This window comes from Streptomyces sp. NBC_00669, from assembly GCF_036226785.1.
Lineage (GTDB): Bacteria > Actinomycetota > Actinomycetes > Streptomycetales > Streptomycetaceae > Actinacidiphila.
In genome coordinates this window covers 939393-964353 of record NZ_CP109018.1, presented here as the reverse complement: position 1 = coordinate 964353, position 24961 = coordinate 939393, and the positions used below count along the sequence as shown (strand labels likewise).

Sequence of the window (24961 nt, the reverse complement as noted above, 5' to 3'; positions counted from 1 at the left end):
CATCGGCCGGCGCCCAGCCGCCCCGTCGGCTCAGGACTTGACGAGCATCCGCTCCAGCACCGCGCGGTGGCACGGGCGGGCCTGCTCGTAGCGGCTGCGGCCGGCCTCCGTGATGGCGACCCGCACCCCGCGCCGGTCCTCGCTGCAGATGCCGCGGTCGACCAGGCCCTCCTTCTCCAGGCGGGCCACCAGCCGGGACAGCGCGCTCTGGCTGAGGTGGACGCGGTCGGCGAGCTCCTGGACGCGGAAGGTGCAGCCGTCCTCCGCGTCGTCGCCGATCAGGACGTCCAGCACCTCGAAGTCGCTGGCGCCGAGTCCGTACCGGTGCAGCTCGCGGTCGATCTCGCAAGCCGTACGGGCGTGAACGGCCAGGATGTCCCGCCATTCCTGCACGAGCGCGCGCTCACCCTTGTCGCCGGTCATGACACAACGTTAGCAGAAAACCGACCCCTATGCACGGGCATTAAATGCGCTTGCATTGGATGCGCGTGCATGTAGTCTGTTCCGCATGACCTCTCCGTCAGTCCCGTCCCCTACCGTCCCCCGCTCCGACCAGCGATGGAGCGCCCTGCAATGGGGCGCCCTCCTCGTGCTGTGCGCCGCGCTCTTCCTCGACGCCCTTGACGTCTCGATGGTCGGCGTGGCGCTGCCCTCGATCGGCAGCGACCTGCACCTGTCCACGTCCTCGTTGCAATGGGTCGTCAGCGGCTACATCCTCGGTTACGGCGGCCTGCTGCTCCTCGGCGGCCGCGCGGCCGACCTGCTCGGCCGGCGCCGGGTCTTCCTGATCGCCCTCGCGGTCTTCGCGGTGGCCTCGCTCCTCGGCGGCCTGGTCGACTCCGGCGAACTGCTGATCGCCACCCGGTTCGTCAAGGGCCTCAGCGCCGCGTTCACCGCGCCCGCGGGCCTGTCCATCATCACCACCAGCTTCGCCGAGGGCCCGGTCCGCAACAAGGCGCTGACCATCTACTCCAGCTGCGGCGCCACCGGCTTCTCCATGGGCCTGGTGCTCTCCGGGTTCCTGACCGAGGCCGGCTGGCGCTGGACGATGCTGCTGCCCGCCCCCGTCGCCGTGATCGCCCTGATCGCCGGGCTGAAGCTGATCCCGAAGACGCCGCGCGAGAAGGCCGACGGCCGGGGCTTCGACCTGCCGGGCGCGATCACCGGCGCCGGCGCGATGCTGCTGCTGGTGTTCACCGTGGTCTCGGCGTCGTCGGTCGGATGGGCCTCGGCCCGCACGCTCGGCTCCTTCGCCGCCGTCGCGGCCCTGCTGGCCGCCTTCACCGTCATCGAGCAGCGCTCGTCCCACCCGCTGGTCCGGCTCGGGGTGCTGCGCGACTCCAGCCAGGTCCGCGCCAACCTCGGCGCCGCCACCTTCTTCGGGTCCTACGTCGCCTTCCAGTTCCTGGTCACGCAGTACCTCCAGAACGTCCTCGGCTACAGTGCCATGCACACCGCGCTCGCCTTCCTGCCCGCGGGCTCGCTCGTCGCGATCCTCTCCACCCGGATGGGCCCGGTCGTCGACCGCTTCGGCACCCCGCGGGTGATCGCGGCCGGCTTCACCTCGCTGGTCGTCGGGTACGTCCTGTTCCTGCGGATCGGCCTGCACCCGAACTACGCGACCGTCATCCTGCCCTCGATGCTGCTGCTCGGCGCCGCCTTCGCCACCGCCTTCCCGTCGCTGAACATCCAGGCCACCAACGGGGTGCGCGACGAGGAGCAGGGCATGGTCTCCGGGCTGCTGAACACGTCCTTCCAGGTCGGCGGCGCGATCTTCCTCGCCGTCGTCACGGCGGTGGTCACCTCCAGCGCCGGCGGTCACCCCGCGAGCCCGCAGGCCACCCTCGACAGCTACCGGCCCGGGCTGTGGGTCGTCACCGGCGTCGGCTTCGCCGGGCTGCTGCTCACCCTCTCGGGGCTGCGCCGCCGCCGTCCCTCCTACGGAATCCTCGTCGCCTCCTCGGACACGGAGGCGCCCGGCAAGGCCACCGCCGTCCAGGGCGCCGACGCCACCGACGGCACGGAGCGGGACGTCCGCGACGGCCGCGTGACCGCACGCGACTGAGCCGGCCCGTCCCCGCCGCTCCCGAACGACCGACCGGCCCCGCGCGAGGAGGGAACGCGCGGGGCTGGTCCACGTCCCCGCGCCCCGCCGTGCCCCCGTGCCGCCGGGCACCCTCCCGCCGACTGCCGCCCACGCGCCGCACATTCCGGGCGGGCTCGGGGGAACGCGGCTGTACCGTACGGCGTCTAGCGCGGTGGCCGGGAAGCGGCGGACGCGAGTGCGGGAGGCGGTGGAGATGAGCGGGGCGGGCACGGGCGGCCGGGGCGTGACGGGGCGCCGTACGCAGGCGGAACGCGACGCCGCGTCCGTCGAGGCGATGTACGCGGTGGTGACCGCCGCGGTGCTCGGCGCGGCCGGCTTCCTCGTCGTGACCACCCCGGTGATGGCGGGCGCGGCGCACGGCTCGGCCCGCGACGGGTGGGTCAGCGCCGCGGTGATCGTGGCGGCCGGGCTCTTCTTCGGCCGGATCGTGCTGACCTTGCACCGCTTCGAACGCCGCGCCCGGGAGCGGCGGCAGGCCCCGCCGCCGTACCCGTGGGACCTGACCCGCAGCCCGGCCGGCCACGGGGACGACCACGGTTCCGGGTACGGCCGCGGGCGCGCCGACGGTGGCGGCGACGGCGGTACGGACCCGGGCGCGGCGCCCCTGGCGCCGGTGGTGACGCCGTACCGGCCCCGGCGGGTGGTGCGGCAGGCCGCGAGCAGCGGTGCCGGCAGGGGCGGCGCGCGGGGTGGCGCCGACCGGATCGGCTGAGCGCGGGGCGGGCGGCGGGGGCGCCGCAGGATCAGCGCCGGATCAGCGCCGCGATCAGTGTTGGATCAGCCGAGCCAACCGGGCCGGACCAGCCCCGACTCGTAGGCGAGCACCACCAGTTGAGCCCGGTCGCGGGCGCCGAGCTTCACCATCGCCCGGCTGACGTGCGTCTTCGCCGTGAGCGGGCTGACCACCAGCCGGCGGGCGATCTCGTCGTTGGACAGGCCGATCCCGACCAGCGCCATCACCTCGCGCTCCCGGTCGGTGAGCTGTTCGAGGTCGGCGGCGGTGGCCGGCTCCTTGGAACGGGCGGCGAACTCGGCGATCAGCCGGCGGGTCACGCCGGGGGACAGCAGCGCGTCGCCGCCGACCACCGCCCGGACCGCGCGCAGGAGTTCGGCCGGCTCGGTGTCCTTCACCAGGAACCCGGAGGCGCCCGCCCGGATCGCCTCGAAGACGTACTCGTCGAGTTCGAAGGTGGTCAGCACCACCACCCGCACCTGCGCGAGCGCCGGGTCCGCGGTGATCGTGCGGGTGGCGACCAGCCCGTCCATCACCGGCATCCGGATGTCCATCAGCACGGCGTCCGGGGCCAGCTCGCGCACCATGCGCACCGCCTGCCCGCCGTCGGCCGCCTCGCCGACCACCTCGATGTCGTGCTGCGCGTCCAGCAGCGCCCGGAAGCCGGCCCGGACCAGAAGCTGGTCGTCGGCGAGCAGTACGCGGATCATGTGCGCTCCTCGGCGGAGGTCAGGCCGCTGGGGCCGGAGGGATCGGACGAGCCGGAGGGACGGTCAGCGGAAGAGGGGTGCCCCTGGGAGGACAAGTGGTCCGGGTCGGACGGACGCCCCTGGTCGGACAAGTGGCCCGGGTCGGACGGCCGCCTCTCGTCGGACGGTCGCCCCCGGTCGCACGGAGAGTCCGGGTCGCACGGAGAGTCCGCGCCGGGCGGAGGGTCCGCGCCGTCCCGCTTCTCCCCGCCCAGCGGCAGCACCGCGCGAACCCGGAAGCCGCCGTCCTCCCGCGTCCCGGCCCGTAGCTCACCGCCCAGCGCGCCCACCCGTTCCCGCATGCCGACCAGGCCGTTGCCGCCGCCGGTCTCGCCGCCCGTGACCGCCGGGCCGTCGTCGTCGACCAGCACCTCGACGGCCCCCGTCCGGTAGGTCAGGCGGACCCGGGCGGTGCGGGAACCGGAGTGCCGCACGATGTTCGTCAGCGACTCCTGGACGATCCGGAAGGCGGCCAGGTCCGCGCCCGGCGGCAGCCGCACACGGGTGCCGTCGACCGCGACCTCGGCGGCCAGGCCCGCGGCGGTCGCCTGCTCCACGAGCTCGGGCAGCCGGTCCAGGCCGGGCGCGGGGGAGCGCGGCGCCTCGCCGGGCGCGCGCAGCGTGCCGAGCACCTGGCGCACCTCGCCCAGCGCCTCCTTGCTCGCTGCCTTGATCGTGGTCAGCGCGGTCCGCGCCTGCTCGGGCCGCTCGTCCATCAGGGCGAGGGCGACGCCCGCCTGGACGTTGATCACCGAGATGCTGTGGGCGAGCACGTCGTGCAGCTCGCGGGCGATCCGCAGCCGCTCCTCGTCCGCCCGGCGGCGCTCCGCCTCCGCGCGCTCCCGCCGGTCCCGGGCGACCTGCTCCCGTCTGACCCGGTACAGCTCGGCGCCGGCGAGCACCGCCAGCAGCCACGCGCCGACCCCCGACGCCTCCGCCCACGTCAGCCGCTGGCTGCCGGACGACGGCAGCCACTGGTAGAGCCAGGCGCCGACCAGGATGTGCGCGGCGTAGGCCGCCGCCGCGATGACCAGCACGGCTCTGCGGTGGCCCGCGGCCACCGCGCTGAAGAACGCCACCACCATCGAGGCGAACACCGGCCCGAACGGGTAGCCGAGCATGACGTAGAGCAGCGTGATCGCGGCGGTGCCGGCGGCCACGGCGACCGGCCGCTGCCGCCGGAACAGGAGCATGACCGGCCCGGCCAGCAGCAGGGTGTACCCCAGCGCGTCGAGCTCGGTGCGGCTCGGCTGGTGCCGCCCGGCGACGCTGGACCCGACCAGCTGGACGAACGCCAGCACGATCACCGGCACCCAGACGCGCCGGGTGCCGAGCAGCCCGCGCCGCCGCGGTTCCGGCCGGTCCTCGTACGTCATGCGTCCCACGCTAGACCGCCACCCGCCGGCCCGGCGTCCACCGGCGGTCGGCGGCGCGGGTACTCCGTACGAAGTACTCCGGGTCGGCGCCGGCACCGGAAACCGGGGGTGCCGGGCCGTCCTCGGTCAGGTGCGGTCGTACGCGTCCAGCGCGCGGCGGGCGATCGAGTGGGTGCGGACCAGCTCGGCGAGCGAGCGCTTCCCCCGGGTGATCCCGGCGAACGCGCGCCAGGCCGGCGGGAAGGTGGTCAGCGCCGCGTGCAGCAGACCGGGGCGCCGCTCGAACAGCGCCAGCATCCGCCGTCCGACGCCCATCTCGACGCCGAGCCCGGCCTTGACCGCGAACGCGTAGTTGAGGGCCTGCCGGCGGGCGTCCACCGCGTCGTGCGCCTCGGCGATGCGCACCGCCCACTCGCCGGCCAGCCGGCCGGAGCGCAGCGCGTAGGAGATGCCCTCGCGGGTCCACGGCTCCAGCAGTCCGGCCGCGTCGCCGCAGACCAGGACGCGGCCGCGGGAGAGCGGGGAGTCGTCGGCGCGGCAGCGGGTCAGGTGCCCGGAGGAGACGCTCGGCTCGAAACCGGCCAGGCCGAGCCGGGCGATGAAGTCGTCCAGGTAGCGCTTGGTGGCGCCGCCGTCGCCGCGCGCGGAGATCACGCCGACGGTGAGGGAGTCGCCCTTGGGGAAGACCCAGCCGTAACTGCCGGGCAGCGGGCCCCAGTCGATGTGCACCCGGCCGGCCCAGTCCTCGGCGACCGAGGCGGGCACCGGGATCTCGGACTCCAGGCCGAGGTCGACCTGGTCGAGCTTGACCCCGACGTGTGCTCCTATCCGGCTGGCGCTGCCGTCGGCGCCCACCACCGCGCGGGCGTAGAGGGTCTCCTCCTCGCCGCGCTTGCCCCCGGCGCCGCCGGTCACCACGACCGCGACGGTCCTGCGGTCGGGCACGCCCGGTCCGTGCTGCTCGACCCGGCAGACCGTCACCCCGGTACGCACCTCGGCGCCGGCCTCGCGGGCGGCTTCGACCAGCCCGTTGTCGAACTCGGGCCGGTTGATGAGGCCGAAGAGCATCTGCCGGGATCGCTTGGTGCGGGTCAGCCGGCCGTTGAGACTGAAGGTGACCGCGTGCACGCGGTCGCGCAGCGGGAGTTCGTAGCCTGGGGGCAGCGAATCCCGGGACGGCCCGATGATGCCGCCGCCGCAGGTCTTGTAGCGCGGCAGTTCGGACTTCTCCAGCAGCAGGACCCGCCGACCGGTCACGGCTGCCGCGTGGGCGGCAGACGCGCCTGCCGGACCCGCGCCGATCACCACGACGTCCCAGACCGGCTCGGTCCCGTCGTTCTCCGCACCGCTGCCCTGGGCCGCCTGCTCACCGCTCACGTCGTTTTCGCTCCCGCTCGCCACGCTCGGCTGTCCTCGCTGTTCAGCGCTGTTCACAAGCATCCTATTGCGCCCGTGGCCAAGGGCTCGCTGTGGCACCATCGGCAACGGCCCGCCGGCCCCCGGCGGGGGCGCCGGTCTGCCGGTGCCTGTCATCCTTTGTCGGCTTTCGTCGCCGTCGTGTCGGCCTCGTCCGTCCCTACCAGGAGCATTCATGTCGTCAGTCCCGCTGTCCGAGACCGTCGCGTCGCTGATCCCCCGCGCCAGGACCGAACTGGCCGAGCTGGTGTCGTTCGCGTCGGTGGCCGACGAGCGGCAGTTCCCCCGCGGCGAGTCGCAGAAAGCGGCGGCCTGGATCGTGGCGGCGCTGCGGGAGGAGGGCTTCGAGGAAGTGGCGCTGCTCGACACGCCCGACGGCACCCAGTCGGTCTACGGAGTGCTGCCCGGCCCGGCCGCCGCGCCGACGGTGCTGCTCTACGCGCACTACGACGTCCAGCCGCCGCTGGACGAATCGGCCTGGCTCTCCCCGCCGTTCGAGCTGACCGAACGGGACGGCCGGTGGTACGGGCGCGGCGCGGCCGACTGCAAGGGCGGCCTGGTGATGCACCTGACCGCGCTGCGGGCGCTGCGCGAGCACGGCGGCGTGCCGCTGAACGTCAAGGTGATCGTGGAGGGTTCCGAGGAGCAGGGCACCGGCGGCCTGGAGCGGTACGCCGAAGCCCACCCCGACCTGCTGACCGCCGACGCCATCGTGATCGGCGACACCGGCAACTTCCGGGTCGGCCTGCCGACGGTCACCTCCTCGCTGCGCGGCATGGTGCTGACCGAGGTCCGGGTGGCGACCCTCGCGGGGAACCTGCACTCCGGGCAGTTCGGCGGCGCCGCCCCCGACGCGCTGGCCGCGCTGATCCAGATGCTCGCCACGCTGCGCGACGCGTCCGGCGCCACCACCGTCGACGGCCTGGACAGCTCCGGCGAGTGGTCGGGACTGGCGTACGAGGAGGCCGACTTCCGCCGCGACGCCAAGGTGCTCGACGGGGTGGAACTGGTCGGCGGCGGCGCCGTCGCGGACCGGCTGTGGGCCCGGCCGGCGGTGACCGTGCTGGGCATCGACGCGCCGCCCGTGGTCGGCGCCACCCCGTCGGTGCAGGCCGAGGCGGGCGCCCTGGTGAGCGTCCGGGTGCCGCCGGGCGTCGACGCGGCCAAGGCCGCCGAGGTGCTGGAGGCCCACCTGCGGGCGGCCGCGCCGTGGGGCGCGAAGGTCGAGGTGACCCGGCGCGGCAGCGGTCAGCCGTTCGCCGCGGACACCGGCAGCCCGGCGTACGCCTCGATGGCCGAGGCGATGCGGGAGGCGTACGGCCAGGAGATGGCGGTGGTGGGGCAGGGCGGCTCGATCCCGCTGTGCAACACCCTCGCCACCCTGTACCCGAGCGCCGAGATCCTGCTGATCGGGCTGAGCGAGCCCGAGGCGCAGATCCACGCGGTCAACGAGAGCGTCTCGCCGGAGGAGTTGGAGCGGATGGCGCTGACCGAGGCGCTGTTCCTGCGCCGGTACGCGGCGGCGCACTCGGCCGGCCAGGGAGTCTGACCGGGGAGCAGTCCGGGGAGTAATCCGGGGCCGGGGAACTGTCCGGGGCCGGGATGTCGGCCCCGGACGGGGAGCGGCCCGGCCGGAGGAGTGGTCCGGGCCGAGGCCGGGGGAACGGGTCGGGGCGTCGGCCGGCGCGCGTCCGACGCCCCGCTGGACGGGTCCGCGGACGGGTCACGGCGCGGGGTGCCCGGCCTCCAGGTTGAGGGCGCGGCCCTGCTCCCGCGCCCGCAGCGCCCAGCGCAGCCGGTCCAGCCGGACCGGGGGCAGCAGCCCGGCTGCCTCGTCCTCGGTGACGAAGCGCCAGCCGCGCAGTTCGGCGTCGGGCAGCAGCAGCCGGCCGATGTCCGCGGAGGGCATCCGGCCGCCGTCGAAGAGCAGCCGCAGACCGCCGTGGCCCGGCGGGTGCGGCGGTTCCCAGTCCACGACGAGCAGTTCGAGCCCGCCGGTCAGTTCGATGCCCAACTCCTCGGCGACCTCGCGGTAGCCGGCCCGGGCCGGCGACTCGCCGCGCTCCACGATGCCGCCGGGGAACTCCCAACCCGGCTTGTAGGTCGGGTCGACCAGCAGCACCCGGTCGGCGTCGTCGAAGAGCAGCACCCCGGCGGCCACCGTCTCCGCGCGCGGCTCGGGCGTCTGGATGATCCCGCAGACGCCCTGGCCGCGGCCGACCGCCTCGGTGACCGCCACCGCCGTCTGCCGCGGGTCGAGCCCGCCGGTGCCGACCACGTGCGCGTCGCCGGTGAGCCACGGCAGGGCCGCGGTGTAGTCGGCGATACGGTCCAGCGCCCAGCGCCGGGCGGCGTCGTCGGCCCCGGGGTCGTCGGGAGCGTCGGCCCGGGCGGCGATCCGCGCGCGCAGGATCGTTTCTCCCGGGTCGAGCAGCACATGTTTCACCTCGATGCCCCGGGCCGCCAGCCCGCCGAATATCTCGTCCCGGTGCTCCTGGCGCAGCAGCGTCATCGGTGTGACGAGCACACCGCCGACCTCGGCGAGCAGCGCGGCGGCGGTCTCCACCACCAGCCGCCGCCAGATCGCCAGTTCCTGGTAGTCGGTGACCTCCTGGAGCCGCTTCTCCGGCAGTAGCTGGCGCAGGCAGCCGCCGAGCGCCTCGGGGTCGTACAGGGTGCTCTCCGGTACCAGGTCCAGCATCTCGCGTGCCGCGCTGGACTTGCCGGCGCCGAACGCCCCGTTCACCCAGATGATCACGGTGCCCCCTTCTCCGTTGACCCCTACGAATTGCCCGGATCATCGGCACCGGCAAACGCACCCGGTCACGTGGTGGCACGTACCGGCCGCAGCAGCCGCCACCGGCCGGCGAGCACCGCGGAGACCGGGTCGTCCCGGCCGGGGCCCTCCGGGCCGAAGTGCGAGCGCATCTCCACGTCCTGCGGTGGCACCGGCTGCACCGCGCACGGCGGGCAGCCGCCGCCGGCGTCGAGCCGGGTGCCGCACCGCGCGTGGTGGAAGGTGCGCAACGGGCCGCCCGGGGTGACGTGCCGTCCGCCCCACAGCGCCAAGCCGTGCACGACGGGCCACAGTTCGAGGCCGGCGTCGGTCAGTACGTAGTCGTGGCGCCGCGGGGACTGCTGGTAGGCGACCCGGCTCAGGACGCCCGCCTCGGTGAGGGCGGCGAGCCGGGTGGTGAGCACGGCGCGCGGGATGTCGAGGTGGACCAGGAAGTCGTTGAACCGGCGCACGCCGTAGAAGGCGTCCCGGAGGATCAGCAGGCTCCAGCGCTCGCCGACGACCTCCAGGGCGCGGGCGAGGGAGCAGTCCTGTTGGGCGTAGTCGGTGCCGAGGGCCATGGGGGACAGGGTACTGCTCGGTTCGGTGAACAGACTCAGGCTGCTAGGCTGCCGTCCCGCTCGTGAGTTCATTCACCAGACCTACCTGTTCGGGTGGGTCGGCAGCCCTCGACGGAGGAGCCCCGTATGGACGTTCAGGCCGCACACAGCGCCGAGGTGCCACCCGTGCCGGGTGCGGGAGCGGGGGTGGAGGACGCCGCGGCGAGCGGCGCGGAAAGGGCCGGTACGGACGCGGCCGGGGCGGAGCGCGCGCCAGGGGCCGTCGCCACGCTGCTGACCGTCGGGCTCGGCACCCTGGTGACGCTGATGGCCTTCACCGCGCCGGCCAGCACGCTCGCCGCCACCGCCGGCGGCCTGCACGCCGGGCCGGTCGCCCAGACCTGGATGTTCACCGGGACCCCGGTCGGGCTCGCCGCGCTGCTGCTCACCGCCGGGTCGGCCGCCGACGCCCGCGGCCGGCGGCGGGTGTTCGGCGCGGGCGCCGTCCTGCTGGTCCTGGCCAGCGTGCTGTCGGCCGCCGCTCCCGACACGGCGCTGTTCCTGACCGGCCGGATACTCCAGGGCGCCGCCAGTGCCGCCGTGCTCGCGTCCGGTCTCGGCCTGATCGCCCAGACCCACCCCGCCGGGCCGCACCGGGTGCGCGCGCTCGGCTTCTTCGGCGCCACCCTCGGCGCCGGCATCGCGCTCGGCCCGGCCTACGCCGCGCTGCTCACGCAGGTCTGGGGTTGGCGCTCGCTGTACTGGGGCCTGGCCGTGCTCGCCGCGGTCACCGCCATGGCGACCCGCTCCGTGCCGGAGTCGCGGGCCGAGCGGGCCCGCGGCCTCGACCTGAGCGGCGCGCTCGTGCTCGGCGCCGGGATCGCCTGCCTGGTCGCGGCGTTCGGCGAGGGCCGCAGCGGCTGGACGCGGGCCGCGGTCCTGGTGCCGCTCGCCGCCGGGTCGGCGCTTCTCGCGCTCTTCGGCGCCGTCGAGCGGCGGGTGGGCGAGCCGATGCTCGATCCCGCGCTGTGGCGCAGCCGCGCCTTCCTGGCCGCGGGCGCCGGCGCGTTCAGCACCGGGCTGGCCGTCGTCGGACTGTTCAGCTACCTGCCGACCGAACTCGAACTCGTCCTCGGCATGAGCCCGCTCGCCGCGAGCCTGCTGTTCATCGTCTGGGCCGGGGTGTCCGCGGTCACCGCGCTCTTCGCCCGCCACCTGGCCGGCCGGATCGGCGCCGCCGCCCAGGTCGCGCTCGGCCTGCTGCTGTCCGGAGCAGGCCAGGCCGCGCTGTACGGCCTGCGGGCCGGCGGCTCCTACGGCCACCTCGTGCCGGGCCTCGCGGTCGCCGGAATCGGCGGCGGCGTCCTCAACGCGGCACTGGCCCGGCTCGCCGTCTCCAGCGTTCCGGCCGACCGCAGCGCCATGGGCTCCGGCGCGAACAACACCGCGCGGTACGTCGGTTCCGCGCTGGGGCTGGCCCTGACGGTGTCGGTGGCGAGCGCCGCGCACGGGCGCACCCCGGCGGACGCACTGGCCGCCGGCGCGAACCGCGGGTTCCTGGTCAGCGCGGCGATCTGCGCCGCCGGGGCCGCGGTGGTCCTGCTGGCTGGGCGGGAGCGGCCCGGGCGGTGACGCCGGAGGCGGGGCGGCCGCGCGACGGGCCCTGACGGCGACCGGCCGACCAGGGGACCGCCGCTCGCCGCCGGGCGCTCAGAACAGCGGCTCCGGCTCCGGTTGTCGAGGGCGCAGGGGCGCGGTCGGGGCGGGGCGGGCGGCGGAGAGGTCCTCGCCGGGGGCGGGGCGGCGCAGCGGCCATCCCGCGGCCAGGCGGGCGTCGAACAGCAGCGGGCCGTCGGCCGTGTCGAGGTACACGTCGTGGCCCGCGATCGCGCGCACCGTGCCGGCCAGGGCGCGGCCGGGCAGCAGCGCGGTGACCTCGGCGACCGGGGCAGGAGGCGGCGGCTCGGCGCTGAGCCCGAACACCTCGGCGTGGTCCACGCAGCGCAGGGCGGCCGGGGCCAGCGACTCCGGCAGCGCGCCGCGCAGCTCCGTCACCCGCGCGTGCAGGGCGGCCAGTTCGGCGGCGCGGACCGCCGGTCCCGGCAGGCGGTGCCGGGCCGCGCGCTTGGCCGGGTCGAGCATCCGGTCGGGCAGGTCGAGGGCGGCGCCCAGCACCGATTCCGTCCGGCGGGCCGCCATCAGCGGGCCCTCGCCGAGGAAGGCGAAGCACACCGCGGCCTGCTCCAGCAGCCGCAGCCGTCCGCGGGCGGCGGCGGTGATGCCGACCTTGTGCAGGCCCGGCCCGAAGTACGCCAGATACACGCGGTACGGCTGCCCGTCGTCCGGCACGGTGTCCGCGGCGACCGACGACGTACGGTCCAGCGCCGCGCACGCCTCGCACCGGTCGCGCCGCGCGCCCGGCGGGAGTTCGGCGGCGTACGGGCACGGGGTGTTGCGGGACGCGCGCCACACGCCCGCGCAGCGCCGGACCGCGGAGCCGTCCAGCGCGAGGTGGAGCGGGGCACCGAGCTCCAGCGGGCTCGCGCGTACTCCGTGCGAGGGGTGCCACCACATCCAGCGCGCCCCCTCCTCGCGCCAGCGCATACCCGTGCTCCGCCACATGGCGTCCACCGTAGGCGGCCCCACCGACAACGCGCCGGGCCCGGCCGCGCGGGGGGCGGGGAGCAGGCCGCGGGCCGCCGGGTACTGCCCCGGGAGCAGCGGAGGTGTCGCTGGCCGGACGACGACGCGGGGGGCGGGCGCGGACCAGGCTCGGTGGTGTCGGAACAGCCGGACGACGGACCGGCCAGAGGGTCCGGCACCGATCGAGGAGATGACGAACGATGGACACGTTGGCGTGGCACGACGGCGGGCCCGGCCCGTGGATTCTGTTCTTCCCGCTGGTGTGGGTCGCCGTGGTCGCCGTGGTGGTCACGACGCTGCGGCGGGTCGGATGGCGGCGCGGCTGGGGCGGCGGCGGGCCGTGGCAGTACCAGCAGCGCGGCGGCGTCGGCGGCGAGCACTCGCCGATGGCGGTGCTCGGGCGCAGGTTCGCCTCCGGCGAGATCGACGAGGAGGAGTACTGGCGGCGGATGTCCGTCCTGGAGGAGCACTTCGCCAGGGACCCGCGTGGCACCGCGGGCGGCGGCCGGCCCGGTGGCAAGGGCGGTGCGGCGTGAGTCCGGTGGCCGGCGCCGCCCCCGGTGACGTGGCCGCCCCGGGCGGCGTCGCGGCCGCCCGGGTCGCCGCCGCCACCAAGGTGTACGGCACGGGCGACGCCCAGGTGCGGGCGCTCGACGGGGTGACGGTCGCGTTCCCCGCCGGGCGCTTCACCGCGATCATGGGCCCGTCGGGCTCGGGGAAGTCCACGCTGATGCACTGCGCGGCCGGGCTCGACACGCTCAGCTCGGGCACGGCGTACATCGGGGAGACCGAGCTGGGCACGCTCGGGGACCGGCAGTTGACGCTGCTGCGCCGCGAGCGGATCGGCTTCGTCTTCCAGTCCTTCAACCTGGTGCCGACCCTGACCGTCGCCGAGAACATCACGCTGCCGACGGACCTGGCCGGGCAGCGGCCCGACCGGGAGTGGGTGGACGCGCTCATCGACGTCGTCGGCCTCGGCGGGCGGCTGGCGCACCGGCCGAGCGAGCTGTCCGGCGGCCAGCAGCAACGGGTCGCGGTGGCCCGCGCGCTGGCCGGCCGGCCCGACGTGGTGTTCGCCGACGAGCCCACCGGCAACCTGGACTCCCGGTCCGGCGGTGAGGTGCTCGACCTGCTCGGCCGGGCCGTGCACGCGATGGACCGCACGGTCGTCATGGTCACCCACGACCCGAACGCGGCCGCGCACGCCGACGAGGTGGTCTTCCTCGCCGACGGCCGCCTGGTGGACCGGATGACCGGGCCCACCGCCGAGCGGGTGCTCGACCGGATGAAGGCGTTCGACACCCGCACCGGCGGTGCCCTCGCCCCGAGCGGGGGCACACCGTGACCGACCCGACGACGACGGGAGCGACGGCGTCGACCCCGGCGGGCGCGGCCGGCAGCGGCGGCGGCGCGAACCGTACGGCGCTGCGCCTCGGCCTGGCCGGTCTGCGCGCCCACAAGCGGCGCTTCGCCGGGACCTTCGTCGCCGTCTTCCTGGGCGTCGCGTTCCTGGCCGGCACCATGGTCATGGGGGACACCCTGCGGGCTAGTTTCGGCGCGCTGTTCGCCGACGCCGACAGCGGAACCGGCACCGTCGTACGCGGCGCGGAGCAGATCAAGGCGGGCCGGGGGGTGGGCACCCGCCCGCCGGTGCCGACCGATCTGATCGCCACCATCCGGAAGGTGCCCGGTGTCGCGGCGGCCGAGCCCGACATCGAGGGCGCCGGCGAGATCGTCGCCCACGACGGCAGGACCCTGCAGACCAAGGGCCCCACCAACGCGGGCAACTGGATCGCCGACCCGAAGCTCAACCCCTACCGGCTGGTCCAGGGCCGCGCGCCGAGCCGCCCCGGCGAGGCGGTGATCAACCGCGGCGCGGCCGACCAGGCGAAGCTGAAGGTCGGCGACCACACGCTGCTGCGCACGCCCGACCCGGTGCCGATCAGGATCGTGGGCATCGCCACCTTCGGCGGCCAGAGCGGCGAGGGCCAGACCACCTTCACCGGGCTGACCCGGTCCGACGCCGAGCGCTACCTGATGCCCCGACCCGGTGAGGCGAGCGCCATCAAGGTCAGGGCCGGACCGGGGATCGGCCGGCGAGAGCTGACCGACCGGGTCGGCGCGGCGCTGCCGGCGCGGTACCAGGCGATCACCGGCAAGCAGGCCGGCGACGAGACCGAGGACGCCACCGCGGGCATGTTCCTGACCCTCTTCACCAGCCTGCTGGTGGTCTTCGCGGGCATCGCGCTGCTCGTGGCGACGTTCAGCATCCACAACACCTTCGCGATCGTCGTGGCCCAGCGGACCCGGGAGAACGCCCTGTTGCGGGCGCTCGGCGCCAGTCGCCGCCAGGTGCTGGCGGCCACGCTCGCCGAGGCCACCGCCGTCGCCGTGGTCTCCTCGGCGGCGGGCCTGCTCGGCGGCATCGGCATCGCGGCCGGCCTGCAGGCGCTCTTCCCCGCGGTCGGGTTCCCCTTCCCCGGCGGCGGCCTGGTGATCCACGCGCTGTCGATGGCGGTGCCGCTCGCGGTCGGGCTGGCGGTCTGCGTCGGATCGGCGCTGCTGCCCGCGCTGCGGGCCGGCCGGACCGCGCCGCTGGCGGCGCTGCGGGAGAGCGCCGTCGACACCTCGGGCGGGTCCCGGCGGCGGGCCGTGACCGGAGCGGCCATGGCGGTGGCCGGGGTCGCGCTGACCGTGGCCGGTGTGGCCGGCCCGACGCTGCCGCCGGCCGCGGCGGGTGCCGCGCTGACCCTGGCCGCGTTCGTGGTGCTCGGCCCGGTCGCCTCCTCGCTCGCGGTGCGGGTGCTCGGCGCGCCGCTCGGCCGGCTGCGCGGGGTGAGCGGCACGCTCGCCCGGCGTAACGCGCTGCGCAGCCCCAAGCGGACGGCGGCCACCGCGACCGCGCTGATGATCGGAGTGGCGGTGGTGTCGCTGTTCACGGTGCTCGGCGCGTCGATGAAGACCACGATGCACCGGACCGTCGACCGCTCCTTCGCCGGTGACGTCGCGATCAGCGCGCAGGTCTACGGCGCGGGCGGCGCCGGCCTCAGCCCGCGGATCGCCCCCACCGTGGCCGCGCTGCCGCAGGTCGGCGCGTCGGTCGGACTCGGCCGCGGGGTCGGCGAGATCGACGGCGCCGGGCGGCAGTTGACGGTCACCGACCCGGTCGCGCTCTCCCGGCTGCTCGACCTCGGCACGGTCCGCGGCTCCCTGGCGGGCCTGGGCACGCACGGGATCGCGGTCGCGAAGGACGAGGCGAAGCGGCACGGCTGGCGCCCCGGCAGCAGCATCACGGTCGGGTTCGCGGACGGGCAGCGGCTGCCGTTCACCGTCGGCGCCGTCTACGACCGGGCCGACCTCGCGGGCGACTACCTGATCACCCGCGCCGCCTGGGCGCCCCACCACATCCAGGACAAGGACACCCTCGTCGCGATCGGCTTCAAGGACGGCGTGTCCACGGCCGCGGGCAAGGCCGCCGTACAGAAGGCGGTGGTGCCCTTCGGCTCGCCCGACGTGCAGACGAAGAGCGAGTACGCCGCGTCGTCGGCCGCCGGCATCGACACCTTCCTCACCCTGATCTACGCCCTGCTGGCGCTCGCGGTGCTGATCGCCCTGCTCGGCATCGCCAACACCCTCACCCTCGCGGTGCACGAACGCACCCGCGAGCTGGGCCTGTTGCGCGCGGTCGGCCAGACCCGCGGCCAGCTGCGGGCCATGGTGCGCTGGGAGTCGGTGGTGGTCGCCGCGTTCGGCACCGCGGGCGGGCTCGGGCTCGGCGCGTTCCTCGGCTGGGCGCTGGTACGGGCCGCCGACGGCGACGGGATCAGCGCGTTCACGCTGCCGCCGGCGCAGCTCGCGGTGGTCGTGCTGGTCGGCGTCGCGGCCGGGGTCCTGGCCGGCTGGCGCCCGGCCCGCCGGGCGGCCCGCCTGGACGTGTTGCGGGCGATCGCGGCGGAGTGAAGCCCCGCGCGGGGGAGCGGAGTCCCGCGCGGGGCGTGGTCCGGCGCGGGGCCAAGTCCCGTGCGGGCGGCCGGAGACGGCAGACCCGTCCGCTGGGCCTCCGGATGCCGGACCGGCCGCCTCCTCCCTGTCACGGGAGGCGGCGGCCGGTCCGGCGCTCACATCTACGGCGTACGCCTGCGGTCTGCGCGCGTGCGCGCGGTCCGCGTCAGGCGCGGTGTCGGACACGGGGTCCGACGGCGGTCCGAGAGGCGGTCAGGCGACCGAGACCGCGACCGCGACACGCTCCTCGGGGACGGTCTCCTCCAGCGGTACCGCGGCGGTCCGCAGCGGGACGAGCTTCGGCTGCTGGGTGGGCGTGCGCAGCACGAACCACACCACCTTGCCGGTCTCGTCGGGCAGCAGGTCGGTGCCCCAGCCGTCGCACATCGCCTCGACCATCGCCAGGCCGCGGCCGGTGGTCGCGGTCGGCTCCATCGGCTGGAGGTGCGGCAGCCGCGTGTCGTGGTCGGCGACGGCCACCGTCAGGCGGTCCGGCACCAGGGTCATCTTCACCGCGCACTGCTTGTCGGGCCTCGCGTGGCGGTGGACGTTCGCCAGCAGCTCGCTGATGCCGGTGGAGGCCGCGTCGACGAGGGGTTCCACCCGCCAGTAGCGCAGCTGGGCGGAGACGATGCGGCGGATCTGCTGGATGCGGTAGGGGTGCGCTTCGAGTTCGAGTGCGCACTCGCGCATGGCTGGGTCGGTCTGGTCGGATTGCATGATCACGGCTGCGACTCCCTCCGCGGTGGGGCCGGCTCCCGTACGGGGGCCGGGCTTCACCGCTCCGATGGGAACACTTGAGCGGGAATGCGTAGAGTGACTGCTGCAGTACTCCGTGATGCGTAATCAGGTTCACCCGTTGCGGGGGTTGCCGCAACTCGGAGTCTTACGGCGCGTTTATCGCGGCGGCGAGCGGTTCCTGATCCGGGGTCCGGAGGCGGTTCCGGGGGACACCGCGGGGCTACTCCGGCGCCGAGTCCTCCGGCAGCGTGCGGGCGAGGTCCGCGAGGGTGGCCAGCGCGGTGCGCAGGACGTCCCGCGGGGGAGAGGCGAGGCCGATCCGCACCGCGTCGGGGGCGCGGCGCGACCCGGCGGCGAAGGATGCCGCGGGCGTGACCGCGATGCCCCGGCGCCCGGCCGCGGCCACGAACGTGTCGGCCCGCCACGGCTCCGGCAGGTCCCACCAGCAGAAGCAGGAGTACGGGTCGGCGCGCACCGCGAACCCGTGCAGCACCTCCGCGGCGAGCGTCTGGCGTACCGCGGCCTCCGCCCGTTTCGCCGCCGACAGCCGGGACACGGTGCCGTCGCCGACCCACCCGGCCAGCGCCTCCAGGGCGTAGCCGCTCACGCCCCACCCGCCCGAGCGCAGCGCCGCCGCCACCCGCTCGGCGCACCCGGCCGGGACGACCGCGAACCCGGCGGTCAGGCCGGGCGCGAGCCGCTTGGAGAGGCTGTCGGTGAGCACCACCCGCTCCGGCGCGTACGCGGCCAGCGGCGGCGGGGCGTCCGGCCGCAGGAACGACCAGATCGCGTCCTCCACCGCCACGCTGCCGGTGCGGCGCAGCGCGTCGGCGACCTCGCTCCTGCGGCGGTCGGACATCGTCAGGGAGAGCGGGTTGTGCAGCGTGGGCTGCGCGTACACCGCGTGCAGCGGCCCCTCGCGGTGCGCGGCGACCAGCGCGTCCGGCCGCAGCCCCTCCGCGTCGCAGGCCAGCGGCACCACCGTGCGCCCCAGCCGTGCGGCCAGCGCCTTGACCACGGGGTAGGTGAACTCCTCCACCCCGATCCGCCCGCCGACCGGGACGAGCGCGGTGAGCGCGCCCGCGATGACCTGGCGGCCGCTTCCGGCGAACAGCACGTCCGCCGCGGCCGGTTGCCAGCCCGGCCGGGCCAGCAGCGCGGCGACCGCCTCGCGGGCCGCGCCGGTGCCCCGCGCGCCACCCGGGCCGAGCGCTGCCGCGAGCACGTCGGGCCGGGCCAGCCGGGCCAGACCCGCGGCCAGCAACTCCGACTGCCCGGGCGCCACCGGGTAGTTGAGCTCCAGGTCGACCCGCTGCCGCGCGGGCTCCGCGAGCGCGGGTCCGGCGGCGGGCGGCGCGGCCCGTACGAAGGTGCCGCGCCCGACCTCGCCGACCACCAGCCCGCGCCGCACCAGTTCGGCGTAGACCCGGCCCGCCGTGGAGTCCGCGATGCCGTGCCGCCGTGCGAACGCCCGCTGCGTCGGCAGCCGGTCCCCGGCCCGCAGTTGTCCCGACGCGATCCGCGCGGCCACCGCGTCCGCCACCCGCCGGAAGTCCCGCACGCGCCCTCCCCCCGATCCGCCGTCGAAGCCCGTCCGCTTGCCCGCCCGCCCGCAGCCTATTGCACCGAGATCAATGCCGTGTATTGCCCTCGCGATTGCCCGCTCCCTAGCATCGGCATACCGGAGGAGCAGAGGAGAAACCCCAGGTGAGTACGGTCATCGTCAACGGGATCACGATCGGCTACGACGACACGGCCGACGGCCGGGGCCCGCACGAGGGGCCCGCGAAGCGCGCGGATCACGCCGAGCCAGCCCCGCTGCTGCTGGTCCACGGCCACCCCTTCGACCGCACCATGTGGCACCCGCAGACCGCCGCGTTCGGCGCGGGGCGCCGGGTGATCGTCCCCGATCTGCGCGGCTACGGGGCGAGTTCGGTACGGCCCGGCAGCACCGGGCTCGACGTGTTCGCCCGCGACCTCGCCGCCCTGCTCGACACCCTCGGCGTGCCCCGGGCCGTGCTGTGCGGGCTGTCCATGGGCGGCCAGATCGTGCTGGAGTTTCACCGGCTGTTCCCCGGGCGCGTCGCCGGACTCGTGCTCGCCGACACCTTCGCCCAGGGCGAGACCGACGCGGGCCGCCGGGAGCGGTACGCCCGCGCCGAGGCGCTGGAGCGCGACGGCATGGCGCACTACGCGCACGGCGTGCTGGACTCGATGGTCGCCCCCGCGACCGTCCGCGAACAGCCGGACATCGCCGCGCACGTGCTGCGGATGATGCTCGCCGCGCCGCCCGAGGGCGCCGCCGCCGCGCTGCGCGGCCGGGCCGAACGCCCCGACTACACCCCGAGCCTGGCGCGGATCGCGGTGCCGACGCTGGTGGTCGTCGGCCGCGACGACGTCTTCACCCCCGTCTCGGACGCGCGGTTCCTGCACGAACACGTCCCCGGCTCGCGGCTCGCGATCGTGGAGGCCGCGGGCCACCTGCCGAACCTGGAACGACCCGAAGCGTTCAACGCCGCGCTGTCGGAACTGCTCACGGCGGTGGCGGAACGGTAGGGGCCGCGACCGGAAGCGCCCACAGGTGGGCGGCCGGCGATGCGCGGCATGGCACCTCTCCCGTTGCCTTTGCCGGGCGGGGGGCTTCCAGTGAGGCGGGGGGAGCGCCCCCGTCGTCGGCGGAGCCGCCCGGGTACGCCTGGTGAGAGGGCGATCCCCCCTGGCCTGGCGGCCGGGAGACGCATGACCGCGTGGCGATGTGCGGGTGCCTCCTCTGCCGAAGGCCGGACCGGGCCGACGGCGTACGGCAACTGGCCCGCGCCGTAAGGGAGTTCGGCCCCACGCCTGGAGCGTGGCCCGCAGGCGCAGGCGCAGGCGCAGCCGCCGCAGCCGCGGCCGTGGACGGGGCCGTGTCCGTGACCGCTGCCGAGCTTCCGGTCCCGCTCGTGCCCGTGCCCGTGTCCGCGCCTGTGCCCGCGCCCGTGCCCGTGTCCGCGCCCCTGCCCGTTGCCCGCTCCCACGCCCCCGCTCGCGCCCCCGCCCGCTCCCGCGCCCTGCCCGTGCCCGGGGGCGGGCTTGCCACGGGGTCTGTTCGTGCCCGAGGCGGGGCGCGCGGCGCGAGCCCTGAGATATGACGAAACGCTGACATCGGCCGCAGGCCCTGGTTCTCGGCGGTCGCGCGTGCTCGAATCGCTGTATGGACAACCACACCGCCGGCCAGGCCGCCGCGGACGGCGGCACGGGGACGGAATCCGGCGCCGAGCCCGGCGCGGAGGAGGGCCGCGGCGCACCGGTCGGGCGGCGGGTCGTGCTGGGCATGCTCGGGCTCGGCGCGGTCGGCGTGGGGGTCGGCGGCGCCGTGCAGGGCCGGCTCGACTCGATCCTCGCCTCGGTGAGCGCGAAGGACCCGACCGGGGTGACCGGACTGCTGCCCGGCGGCGGCGGTTTCCGGTTCTACTCGGTCTCCGACTCCATCCCGCACCGCGGCGAGAGCGACTACCGGCTGACGGTGGGCGGGCTGGTGGACAAGCCCGCGTCGTACCGCCTCGCCGACCTGCGGGCGCTGCCCCAGACCCGGCTGGTGCGGGACGTGCAGTGCGTCACCGGCTGGCGGGTGCCCAAGACCGCGTTCTCCGGGGTGCGGCTGTCCACGCTGCTCGACGCGGCCGGCGTCAAGTCCCCGGGCGGCGCCGTCCACTTCACCTGCTTCGACGGCGTCTACACCGAGAGCCTCACGCTCGCGCAGGCCCGGCGCAGCGACATGCTGGTGGCCCTCACCATGGACGACAAGCCGGTCACCGCCGCGCACGGCGGCCCGGTCCGGCTCTACGCGGCCCCGATGTACTTCTACAAGTCGGCGAAGTGGCTGTCGGGCATCACCGTCACCGAGAAGGTCGAACGCGGCTACTGGGAGCACTACGGATATGACGTCGACGGATGGGTCGGAAAGTCCAACGGCCGCCATGACGCGCCGACGTCGTGACCGCCCGGCCCCGGCCGGGACCGTACGGCGCTTCACCCGCGCCGAAACCTGGGTGCACCGCACCCTCAACACCCTCATGGCCGTCTGCGTGTTCACCGCCGCGTGCCTCTACCTCCCGCCGCTCGCCGAGATCGTGGGCCGCCGCCGGCTGGTGGTGACCGTGCACGAGTGGTCCGGCATCCTGCTGCCCGTACCGCTCGTGCTCGGCCTCGCCTCCCGCGCCTACCGCGCCGACACCCGGCGGCTGGGCCGGTTCTTCCCGCACGACTGGACGTGGCTGCGCATCGCCGTCCGCAGGCGCCGGCGTGACTCGCGGTACGCGGGCAAGTTCAACGCCGGTCAGAAGCTCTACGCCGCGTTCGCGGTCGGCGCGATCCTGATCATGATGGGCACCGGCCTGATCATGTGGTTCCCGCGGCTCACCCCGCTGCTGTGGCGGACCGGCGCCACCTTCGTCCACGACTGGCTCGCGCTGCTGGTCGCCGCCGTCATCACCGGGCACGTGTGGCTGGCCAGCAGTGACCCGGAAGCCCGTCGCGGCCTGCGCACCGGCCGGGTCTCGCACTGGTGGGCGCGCCGGGAGCACCCGCTGTGGCACACCGGGCCGCCCGCGCCCGCTGCCCCCGAGCCGCCCGCGCCCTCCGTATCCTCCCCGACCCCCACGCCGCCGCCCGCCGCCCCCGCCTCTCCCGCACCCGGTGCGACCTCCCGCGGCACCGACGACGCGGACACCCGCTGACGGCGCCACCGTAGCCCGCCGAACCGCCGACAACCCTTCCCCCAGGGCCGGTTCGGTTCCGTTACAGCCCGGACACTCCACGGATGCCCCGGGGCCACCGGGGTTTCGCCGCCCGCACCTAGCGTCACCGTATGACCACGTCGCAGTTGACGAGCCGGAGGGCCGCCGATCCGGCCGGGTCCGAGGCGCGGTCCGAGCCGCCCGCCGCCCCTCCCGAGCCCCACCGTGCGCGGCGGCGGGTGCGGCTGCGGCTGAACGGGCCGCGTCGGCTGGGCGCCCGCGCCGCCCTGGCGCTGCTGCTGCTCGCCGCGTTGTGCGCCACCGCCGTGATCGGCGCGGTGACCGTACGCGGCGACACCGCGCGGCTGCGCACCACCGTCTCCGACCGGGCCGCCGTCGCCACCCAGTTGAGGTTCGCGCTGGCCGACCTCGACGCCCAGCACGCCGACACCCTCGCGCCGGGCATGTCGGCCGACGGCAGCGGCACGTACGTCGGCAACCAGCTCGAAGCCCTGATCACCGCGCAGCAGCGGCGCGCCCAGGTCAGCGACGCGCTGCGACGGCTCAGCGGCGACGGCGCGCACGGTGACCTGGTGGGCGAACTCCTCGACGGCCTGGGCCACTACGACGACCTGAGCGGCCGCGCGTCCTACGCCGACGAGCAGGCGCCCGACCGGCTCGCCGGTCACCCGCCGGCGGTCACCGTCGCCATGAACGCGCAGGCCGCCGCCGTGATGACCCGGACGCTGCTGCCGACCGCCGACAAGCTCGCGGCGGACTACCAGTTGCAGGCCGACCACGACACCGCCCGGGTGCGCGCGGACACCCGGCGCTGGGCGCTCGTGGTGGGCCTGCTCGGCCTGGCCACGCTGCTGTTCCTGCTGTGGTGGCAGCGCGAACTGGCCCGCGACTACCGGCGGTTGCTCAGCCCGCCGCTGGTGGCCGGCACCGCCGCGGTGCTCGCGGTGTGCCTGGCCGGCGTGCTCGCCCTGACCTCCTGCGCGAGCGGCGCCGGCGCCGCCGACCGCCAGGGGTTGCGGCCCTGGTCGCGGCTGGCCGAGGCGAGCGCCGTGGCCGCGCAGGCCGCGGCCGCCGAGAGCCGCTGGTTCGTGCAGGGCGACGACCTCGGGCGGAGCGACGCGGCCCTGTTCACCACGCTGACCAAGCGCCTCGACACCCTGCTGACGCCCGACGGCTACGCCACCGCGCGCGAACGCCCGGCGTACGAGGACGTGCTCACCCGCTACCACCGCTTCCGCGCCGACGACACCACGCTGCGCCGCCTGACGAACGACGGGAAGACCGACCAGGCGGCCGTGCTGCTCACCACGGTCGGGCGCGGGGACATCGCCTTCGACTTCTGGGACTTCGCGACCACCCTGGACGACCTCGCCGGGCAGCAGCTCGACGACTTCGCCGCGCACGCCGCCGACGCCCGGAGCGATCTGGCCGGTTGGCCCGCGCTGCCCTCCGGGGCGCTGGGCGCCGCCGCGCTGCTGGCCCTGCTGGCGGTCCGGCCCCGGCTGGCCGAGTACCGCTGAGTACCGCTGAGTACCGCTGAGCGGTGCCCGGCGGGCGAGCGGCGCCGGGCCGGCGATGACCGGCTTTTTCCGGGAAGCCGGGGGAGCCACGCCGCCGGGCGCCCGGCGAACGTATATTGGTGGGTCGAAGCCGTACCGCCTGGGGGGGCACCGAGCACGACTCTTCACCCCCGGCCGTCCTGGACGAGATGAGAGCCTGCCCGATGACCACAGACTCCGCGCCCACCCCGGAAGGGGAGTCGTCCATCCCGGACGAGGTGTGGGAACAGTTCCTCTCCGACAACGAGCGCGACATCCGCGCCTCCGCGCCCAAGGAGCCGTCCGCGCGCGCCCGGATCGTCGCCCGCCGGCTGCGGGAGCAGGAAGCGCGCGCCGCCGCCGCACCGGGCGGCAAGCGGCGCCGCGGCAGGCGCGGTGGCGCCGCCGTGCCGGCCTCCCGGATACCCGACGACACCTCCTGGCGCACCGGCCGCACCGACGAGAGCGACCGGCGCAGGCTGCGCCGCGGCCGGCTGCGCGGGATGGTCGCGGTCGTCCTGCTCGTGGTGATCCTGCTGATCGTCCTGTCGCCCAGCCACGCCTGGTCGTTGGTCACCGGCAAGGGCTGATTCCCCGCCGCGGGCGGCGCCGGCGGCTGCGGGACGCCGCAGCGGTCAGGTCAGGGTGGGGGACGCGGGGTCGCCCGCGACGATCAGGTCCGACAGGTGCTCGGCGATCTCCTCGCGCAGCACCTCGGGGATGCCCGCGTCGGTGACGAGCGTGTCCACGTCCTCCAGGGTGGCGAACGAACTCAGCCCGACCGTGCCCCACTTGGTGTGGTCGGCGATCACCACCACCCGCCGCGCCGAGCGGACGAACTGGCGGTTGGTCTCGGCCTCCGCGAGGTTCGGCGTGGACAGGCCCGCCTCCACCGAGATGCCGTGCACGCCCAGGAAGAGCAGGTCGAAGTGGAGCGACTGGATCGCCCGGTCCGCGACCGGCCCGACCAGCGTCTCGGACAGCGTGCGCATCCCGCCGGTGATCACCACGGTGGCCGCGGCCGAGCCGTGCGTGCCGCCGGCCAGCCGCTGACCGGACTGGAAGACGTCCGCGACCCGCACCGAGTTGGTCACCACGGTCAGGTCCGGCACCTCCAGCAGCTGCTGGGCCAGCGCGTACGCGGTGGTGCCGCCGGCCAGCGCGATGGCCGCGCCCGGTGGGACCAGGGCGGCGGCCTCCCGCGCGATCGCCTCCTTCGCGCCCAGCTCCAGGCCCGACTTCGCCTCGAACCCCGGTTCGTGGCTGCTCGGCTCGACCACCGGCACCGCGCCGCCGTGCACCTTCTCCACCACGCCCTGCCGCGCCAGCGCGTCGAGATCGCGGCGGACGGTCATGTCGGAGACGTTCAGCCGCCGGGTCAGCTCGTTGACCCGCACCCCGCCGCGCCGTCGGACCTCGTCCAGGATCAGGGCCCGCCGCTGCTCCGCGAGGAGGTTCTGGTTGTCGCTCACCCGTGACCCCGTCCCGTCCGTGTCGTTGTCCAAGTGCACCGACCGCTTATCTTAGGCGCCCCTGACCCCCCGGGGTGGTCCGTACCGTCGGTTCCGCGATCACCCGCGG

22 protein-coding genes are annotated in these 24961 nt (G+C 75.6%); 12 read left to right on the top strand and 10 right to left on the bottom strand.

From position 1 onward, the window contains the following. Window positions 1–30: 30 nt before the first annotated feature. The gene (locus tag OG896_RS03960) at window positions 31–423 is read right to left on the bottom strand and encodes a MarR family winged helix-turn-helix transcriptional regulator (protein ID WP_329362398.1); all 393 of its coding nucleotides are present in this window, start codon (window positions 421–423) and stop codon (window positions 31–33) included. 85 nt (window positions 424–508) lie between these two features. On the opposite strand from OG896_RS03960, the gene OG896_RS03955 reads away from it, so the two are divergent. Both OG896_RS03955 and OG896_RS03950 read left to right on the top strand, forming a co-directional pair. Then, window positions 509–2065, top strand: coding sequence for an MFS transporter (locus OG896_RS03955; RefSeq protein WP_329362396.1), 1557 nt, complete (start codon window positions 509–511; stop codon window positions 2063–2065). Between the two features lie 235 nt (window positions 2066–2300). Further along, window positions 2301–2819, top strand: coding sequence for a DUF6332 family protein (locus OG896_RS03950; protein WP_329362394.1), 519 nt, complete (start codon window positions 2301–2303; stop codon window positions 2817–2819). Between the two features lie 65 nt (window positions 2820–2884). Here the strand turns inward: OG896_RS03950 and OG896_RS03945 are convergent, their stop codons facing one another. From OG896_RS03945 to OG896_RS03935, 3 genes are all read right to left on the bottom strand, one after another. Next, window positions 2885–3550 carry a response regulator transcription factor gene (locus OG896_RS03945; protein ID WP_329362392.1) on the bottom strand — a complete coding sequence of 222 codons (666 nt, stop codon included), beginning with the start codon at window positions 3548–3550 and terminating at the stop codon, window positions 2885–2887. Continuing rightward, window positions 3547–4965 carry a histidine kinase gene (locus tag OG896_RS03940; RefSeq protein WP_329362390.1) on the bottom strand — a complete coding sequence of 473 codons (1419 nt, stop codon included), beginning with the start codon at window positions 4963–4965 and terminating at the stop codon, window positions 3547–3549. Before OG896_RS03940 ends, OG896_RS03945 begins: the two co-directional genes overlap by 4 nt. 126 nt (window positions 4966–5091) lie before the next feature. Beyond that, window positions 5092–6342, bottom strand: a complete 1251-nt coding sequence (locus OG896_RS03935; protein WP_328472285.1) for a geranylgeranyl reductase family protein — start codon at window positions 6340–6342, stop codon at window positions 5092–5094. A gap of 214 nt (window positions 6343–6556) precedes the next feature. On the opposite strand from OG896_RS03935, the gene OG896_RS03930 reads away from it, so the two are divergent. After that, on the top strand, window positions 6557–7930 hold the full coding sequence (locus tag OG896_RS03930) for a dipeptidase (protein WP_329362387.1): 1374 nt from the start codon (window positions 6557–6559) through the stop codon (window positions 7928–7930). 174 nt (window positions 7931–8104) lie between these two features. Here the strand turns inward: OG896_RS03930 and OG896_RS03925 are convergent, their stop codons facing one another. Both OG896_RS03925 and OG896_RS03920 read right to left on the bottom strand, forming a co-directional pair. After that, on the bottom strand, window positions 8105–9139 hold the full coding sequence (locus OG896_RS03925; RefSeq protein ID WP_329362385.1) for an NUDIX hydrolase: 1035 nt from the start codon (window positions 9137–9139) through the stop codon (window positions 8105–8107). 65 nt (window positions 9140–9204) lie between these two features. Further along, entirely contained in the window at window positions 9205–9738 is a 534-nt protein-coding gene (locus OG896_RS03920) for a winged helix-turn-helix transcriptional regulator (RefSeq protein ID WP_329362383.1), read from the bottom strand. 126 nt (window positions 9739–9864) lie between these two features. On the opposite strand from OG896_RS03920, the gene OG896_RS03915 reads away from it, so the two are divergent. Further along, on the top strand, window positions 9865–11349 hold the full coding sequence (locus tag OG896_RS03915; RefSeq protein ID WP_329362381.1) for an MFS transporter: 1485 nt from the start codon (window positions 9865–9867) through the stop codon (window positions 11347–11349). Window positions 11350–11427: 78 nt separating this feature from the next. Here OG896_RS03915 and OG896_RS03910 read toward each other — a convergent pair whose 3' ends face one another. After that, window positions 11428–12339: a DUF2797 domain-containing protein gene (locus tag OG896_RS03910; RefSeq protein WP_329362379.1), complete on the bottom strand. Its 912-nt coding sequence runs from the start codon at window positions 12337–12339 to the stop codon at window positions 11428–11430. A gap of 221 nt (window positions 12340–12560) precedes the next feature. Here OG896_RS03910 and OG896_RS03905 point away from each other — a divergent pair, with 221 nt between their 5' ends. The 3 genes from OG896_RS03905 (at window position 12561) to OG896_RS03895 (ending at window position 16320) form a co-directional block, all read left to right on the top strand. Beyond that, window positions 12561–12896 carry an SHOCT domain-containing protein gene (locus tag OG896_RS03905; RefSeq protein ID WP_329362377.1) on the top strand — a complete coding sequence of 112 codons (336 nt, stop codon included), beginning with the start codon at window positions 12561–12563 and terminating at the stop codon, window positions 12894–12896. After that, complete coding sequence (locus OG896_RS03900; protein ID WP_329362375.1) at window positions 12893–13705, top strand: ABC transporter ATP-binding protein; 813 nt, start codon at window positions 12893–12895, stop codon at window positions 13703–13705. The genes OG896_RS03905 and OG896_RS03900 overlap by 4 nt, the downstream gene beginning before the upstream one ends. A gap of 80 nt (window positions 13706–13785) precedes the next feature. Then, entirely contained in the window at window positions 13786–16320 is a 2535-nt protein-coding gene (locus OG896_RS03895) for an ABC transporter permease (RefSeq protein WP_329373682.1), read from the top strand. A 255-nt stretch (window positions 16321–16575) separates the two neighbouring features. On the opposite strand, the gene OG896_RS03890 is transcribed toward OG896_RS03895, so the two are convergent. Together OG896_RS03890 and OG896_RS03885 are read right to left on the bottom strand one after the other, a co-directional pair. After that, window positions 16576–17082 carry an ATP-binding protein gene (locus OG896_RS03890; RefSeq protein WP_329373681.1) on the bottom strand — a complete coding sequence of 169 codons (507 nt, stop codon included), beginning with the start codon at window positions 17080–17082 and terminating at the stop codon, window positions 16576–16578. A 241-nt stretch (window positions 17083–17323) separates the two neighbouring features. Continuing rightward, window positions 17324–18664, bottom strand: a complete 1341-nt coding sequence (locus OG896_RS03885) for an aminotransferase-like domain-containing protein (RefSeq protein ID WP_329362373.1) — start codon at window positions 18662–18664, stop codon at window positions 17324–17326. A 146-nt stretch (window positions 18665–18810) separates the two neighbouring features. Between OG896_RS03885 and OG896_RS03880 the strand changes: the two genes are divergently transcribed. The 5 genes from OG896_RS03880 to OG896_RS03860 all read left to right on the top strand — a co-directional run bounded on the left by OG896_RS03880 (window position 18811) and on the right by OG896_RS03860 (window position 23970). Beyond that, window positions 18811–19659, top strand: a complete 849-nt coding sequence (locus OG896_RS03880) for an alpha/beta fold hydrolase (protein WP_329362372.1) — start codon at window positions 18811–18813, stop codon at window positions 19657–19659. 757 nt (window positions 19660–20416) lie between these two features. Further along, a complete protein-coding gene (locus OG896_RS03875) occupies window positions 20417–21082 on the top strand; it encodes a molybdopterin-dependent oxidoreductase (RefSeq protein ID WP_329373679.1) in 666 nt (221 codons plus the stop codon). Beyond that, complete coding sequence (locus OG896_RS03870) at window positions 21063–21821, top strand: cytochrome b/b6 domain-containing protein (protein ID WP_329362370.1); 759 nt, start codon at window positions 21063–21065, stop codon at window positions 21819–21821. Before OG896_RS03875 ends, OG896_RS03870 begins: the two co-directional genes overlap by 20 nt. Before the next feature lie 131 nt (window positions 21822–21952). Beyond that, on the top strand, window positions 21953–23362 hold the full coding sequence (locus OG896_RS03865; RefSeq protein ID WP_329362368.1) for a hypothetical protein: 1410 nt from the start codon (window positions 21953–21955) through the stop codon (window positions 23360–23362). A 203-nt stretch (window positions 23363–23565) separates the two neighbouring features. Further along, a complete protein-coding gene (locus OG896_RS03860; protein ID WP_329362366.1) occupies window positions 23566–23970 on the top strand; it encodes a hypothetical protein in 405 nt (134 codons plus the stop codon). Window positions 23971–24015: 45 nt separating this feature from the next. Here OG896_RS03860 and OG896_RS03855 read toward each other — a convergent pair whose 3' ends face one another. Further along, window positions 24016–24852 (bottom strand): DeoR/GlpR family DNA-binding transcription regulator, encoded by an 837-nt coding sequence (locus tag OG896_RS03855; protein WP_328472309.1) that lies wholly within the window; start codon window positions 24850–24852, stop codon window positions 24016–24018. Window positions 24853–24961: the final 109 nt, after the last annotated feature.

Bases quoted from the DNA above. Each gene is read 5' to 3' on its own strand.
- OG896_RS03960 (WP_329362398.1), bottom strand. From the start codon at position 423: ATGACCGGCGACAAGGGTGAGCGCGCGCTCGTGCAGGAATGGCGGGAC.
- OG896_RS03955 (WP_329362396.1), top strand. From the start codon at position 509: ATGACCTCTCCGTCAGTCCCGTCCCCTACCGTCCCCCGCTCCGACCAG.
- OG896_RS03950 (WP_329362394.1), top strand. From the start codon at position 2,301: ATGAGCGGGGCGGGCACGGGCGGCCGGGGCGTGACGGGGCGCCGTACG.
- OG896_RS03945 (WP_329362392.1), bottom strand. From the start codon at position 3,550: ATGATCCGCGTACTGCTCGCCGACGACCAGCTTCTGGTCCGGGCCGGC.
- OG896_RS03940 (WP_329362390.1), bottom strand. From the start codon at position 4,965: ATGACGTACGAGGACCGGCCGGAACCGCGGCGGCGCGGGCTGCTCGGC.
- OG896_RS03930 (WP_329362387.1), top strand. From the start codon at position 6,557: ATGTCGTCAGTCCCGCTGTCCGAGACCGTCGCGTCGCTGATCCCCCGC.
- OG896_RS03920 (WP_329362383.1), bottom strand. From the start codon at position 9,738: ATGGCCCTCGGCACCGACTACGCCCAACAGGACTGCTCCCTCGCCCGC.
- OG896_RS03915 (WP_329362381.1), top strand. From the start codon at position 9,865: ATGGACGTTCAGGCCGCACACAGCGCCGAGGTGCCACCCGTGCCGGGT.
- OG896_RS03910 (WP_329362379.1), bottom strand. From the start codon at position 12,339: ATGTGGCGGAGCACGGGTATGCGCTGGCGCGAGGAGGGGGCGCGCTGG.
- OG896_RS03905 (WP_329362377.1), top strand. From the start codon at position 12,561: ATGGACACGTTGGCGTGGCACGACGGCGGGCCCGGCCCGTGGATTCTG.
- OG896_RS03890 (WP_329373681.1), bottom strand. From the start codon at position 17,082: ATGCAATCCGACCAGACCGACCCAGCCATGCGCGAGTGCGCACTCGAA.
- OG896_RS03875 (WP_329373679.1), top strand. From the start codon at position 20,417: ATGCTCGGGCTCGGCGCGGTCGGCGTGGGGGTCGGCGGCGCCGTGCAG.
- OG896_RS03870 (WP_329362370.1), top strand. From the start codon at position 21,063: ATGACGCGCCGACGTCGTGACCGCCCGGCCCCGGCCGGGACCGTACGG.
- OG896_RS03865 (WP_329362368.1), top strand. From the start codon at position 21,953: ATGACCACGTCGCAGTTGACGAGCCGGAGGGCCGCCGATCCGGCCGGG.
- OG896_RS03860 (WP_329362366.1), top strand. From the start codon at position 23,566: ATGACCACAGACTCCGCGCCCACCCCGGAAGGGGAGTCGTCCATCCCG.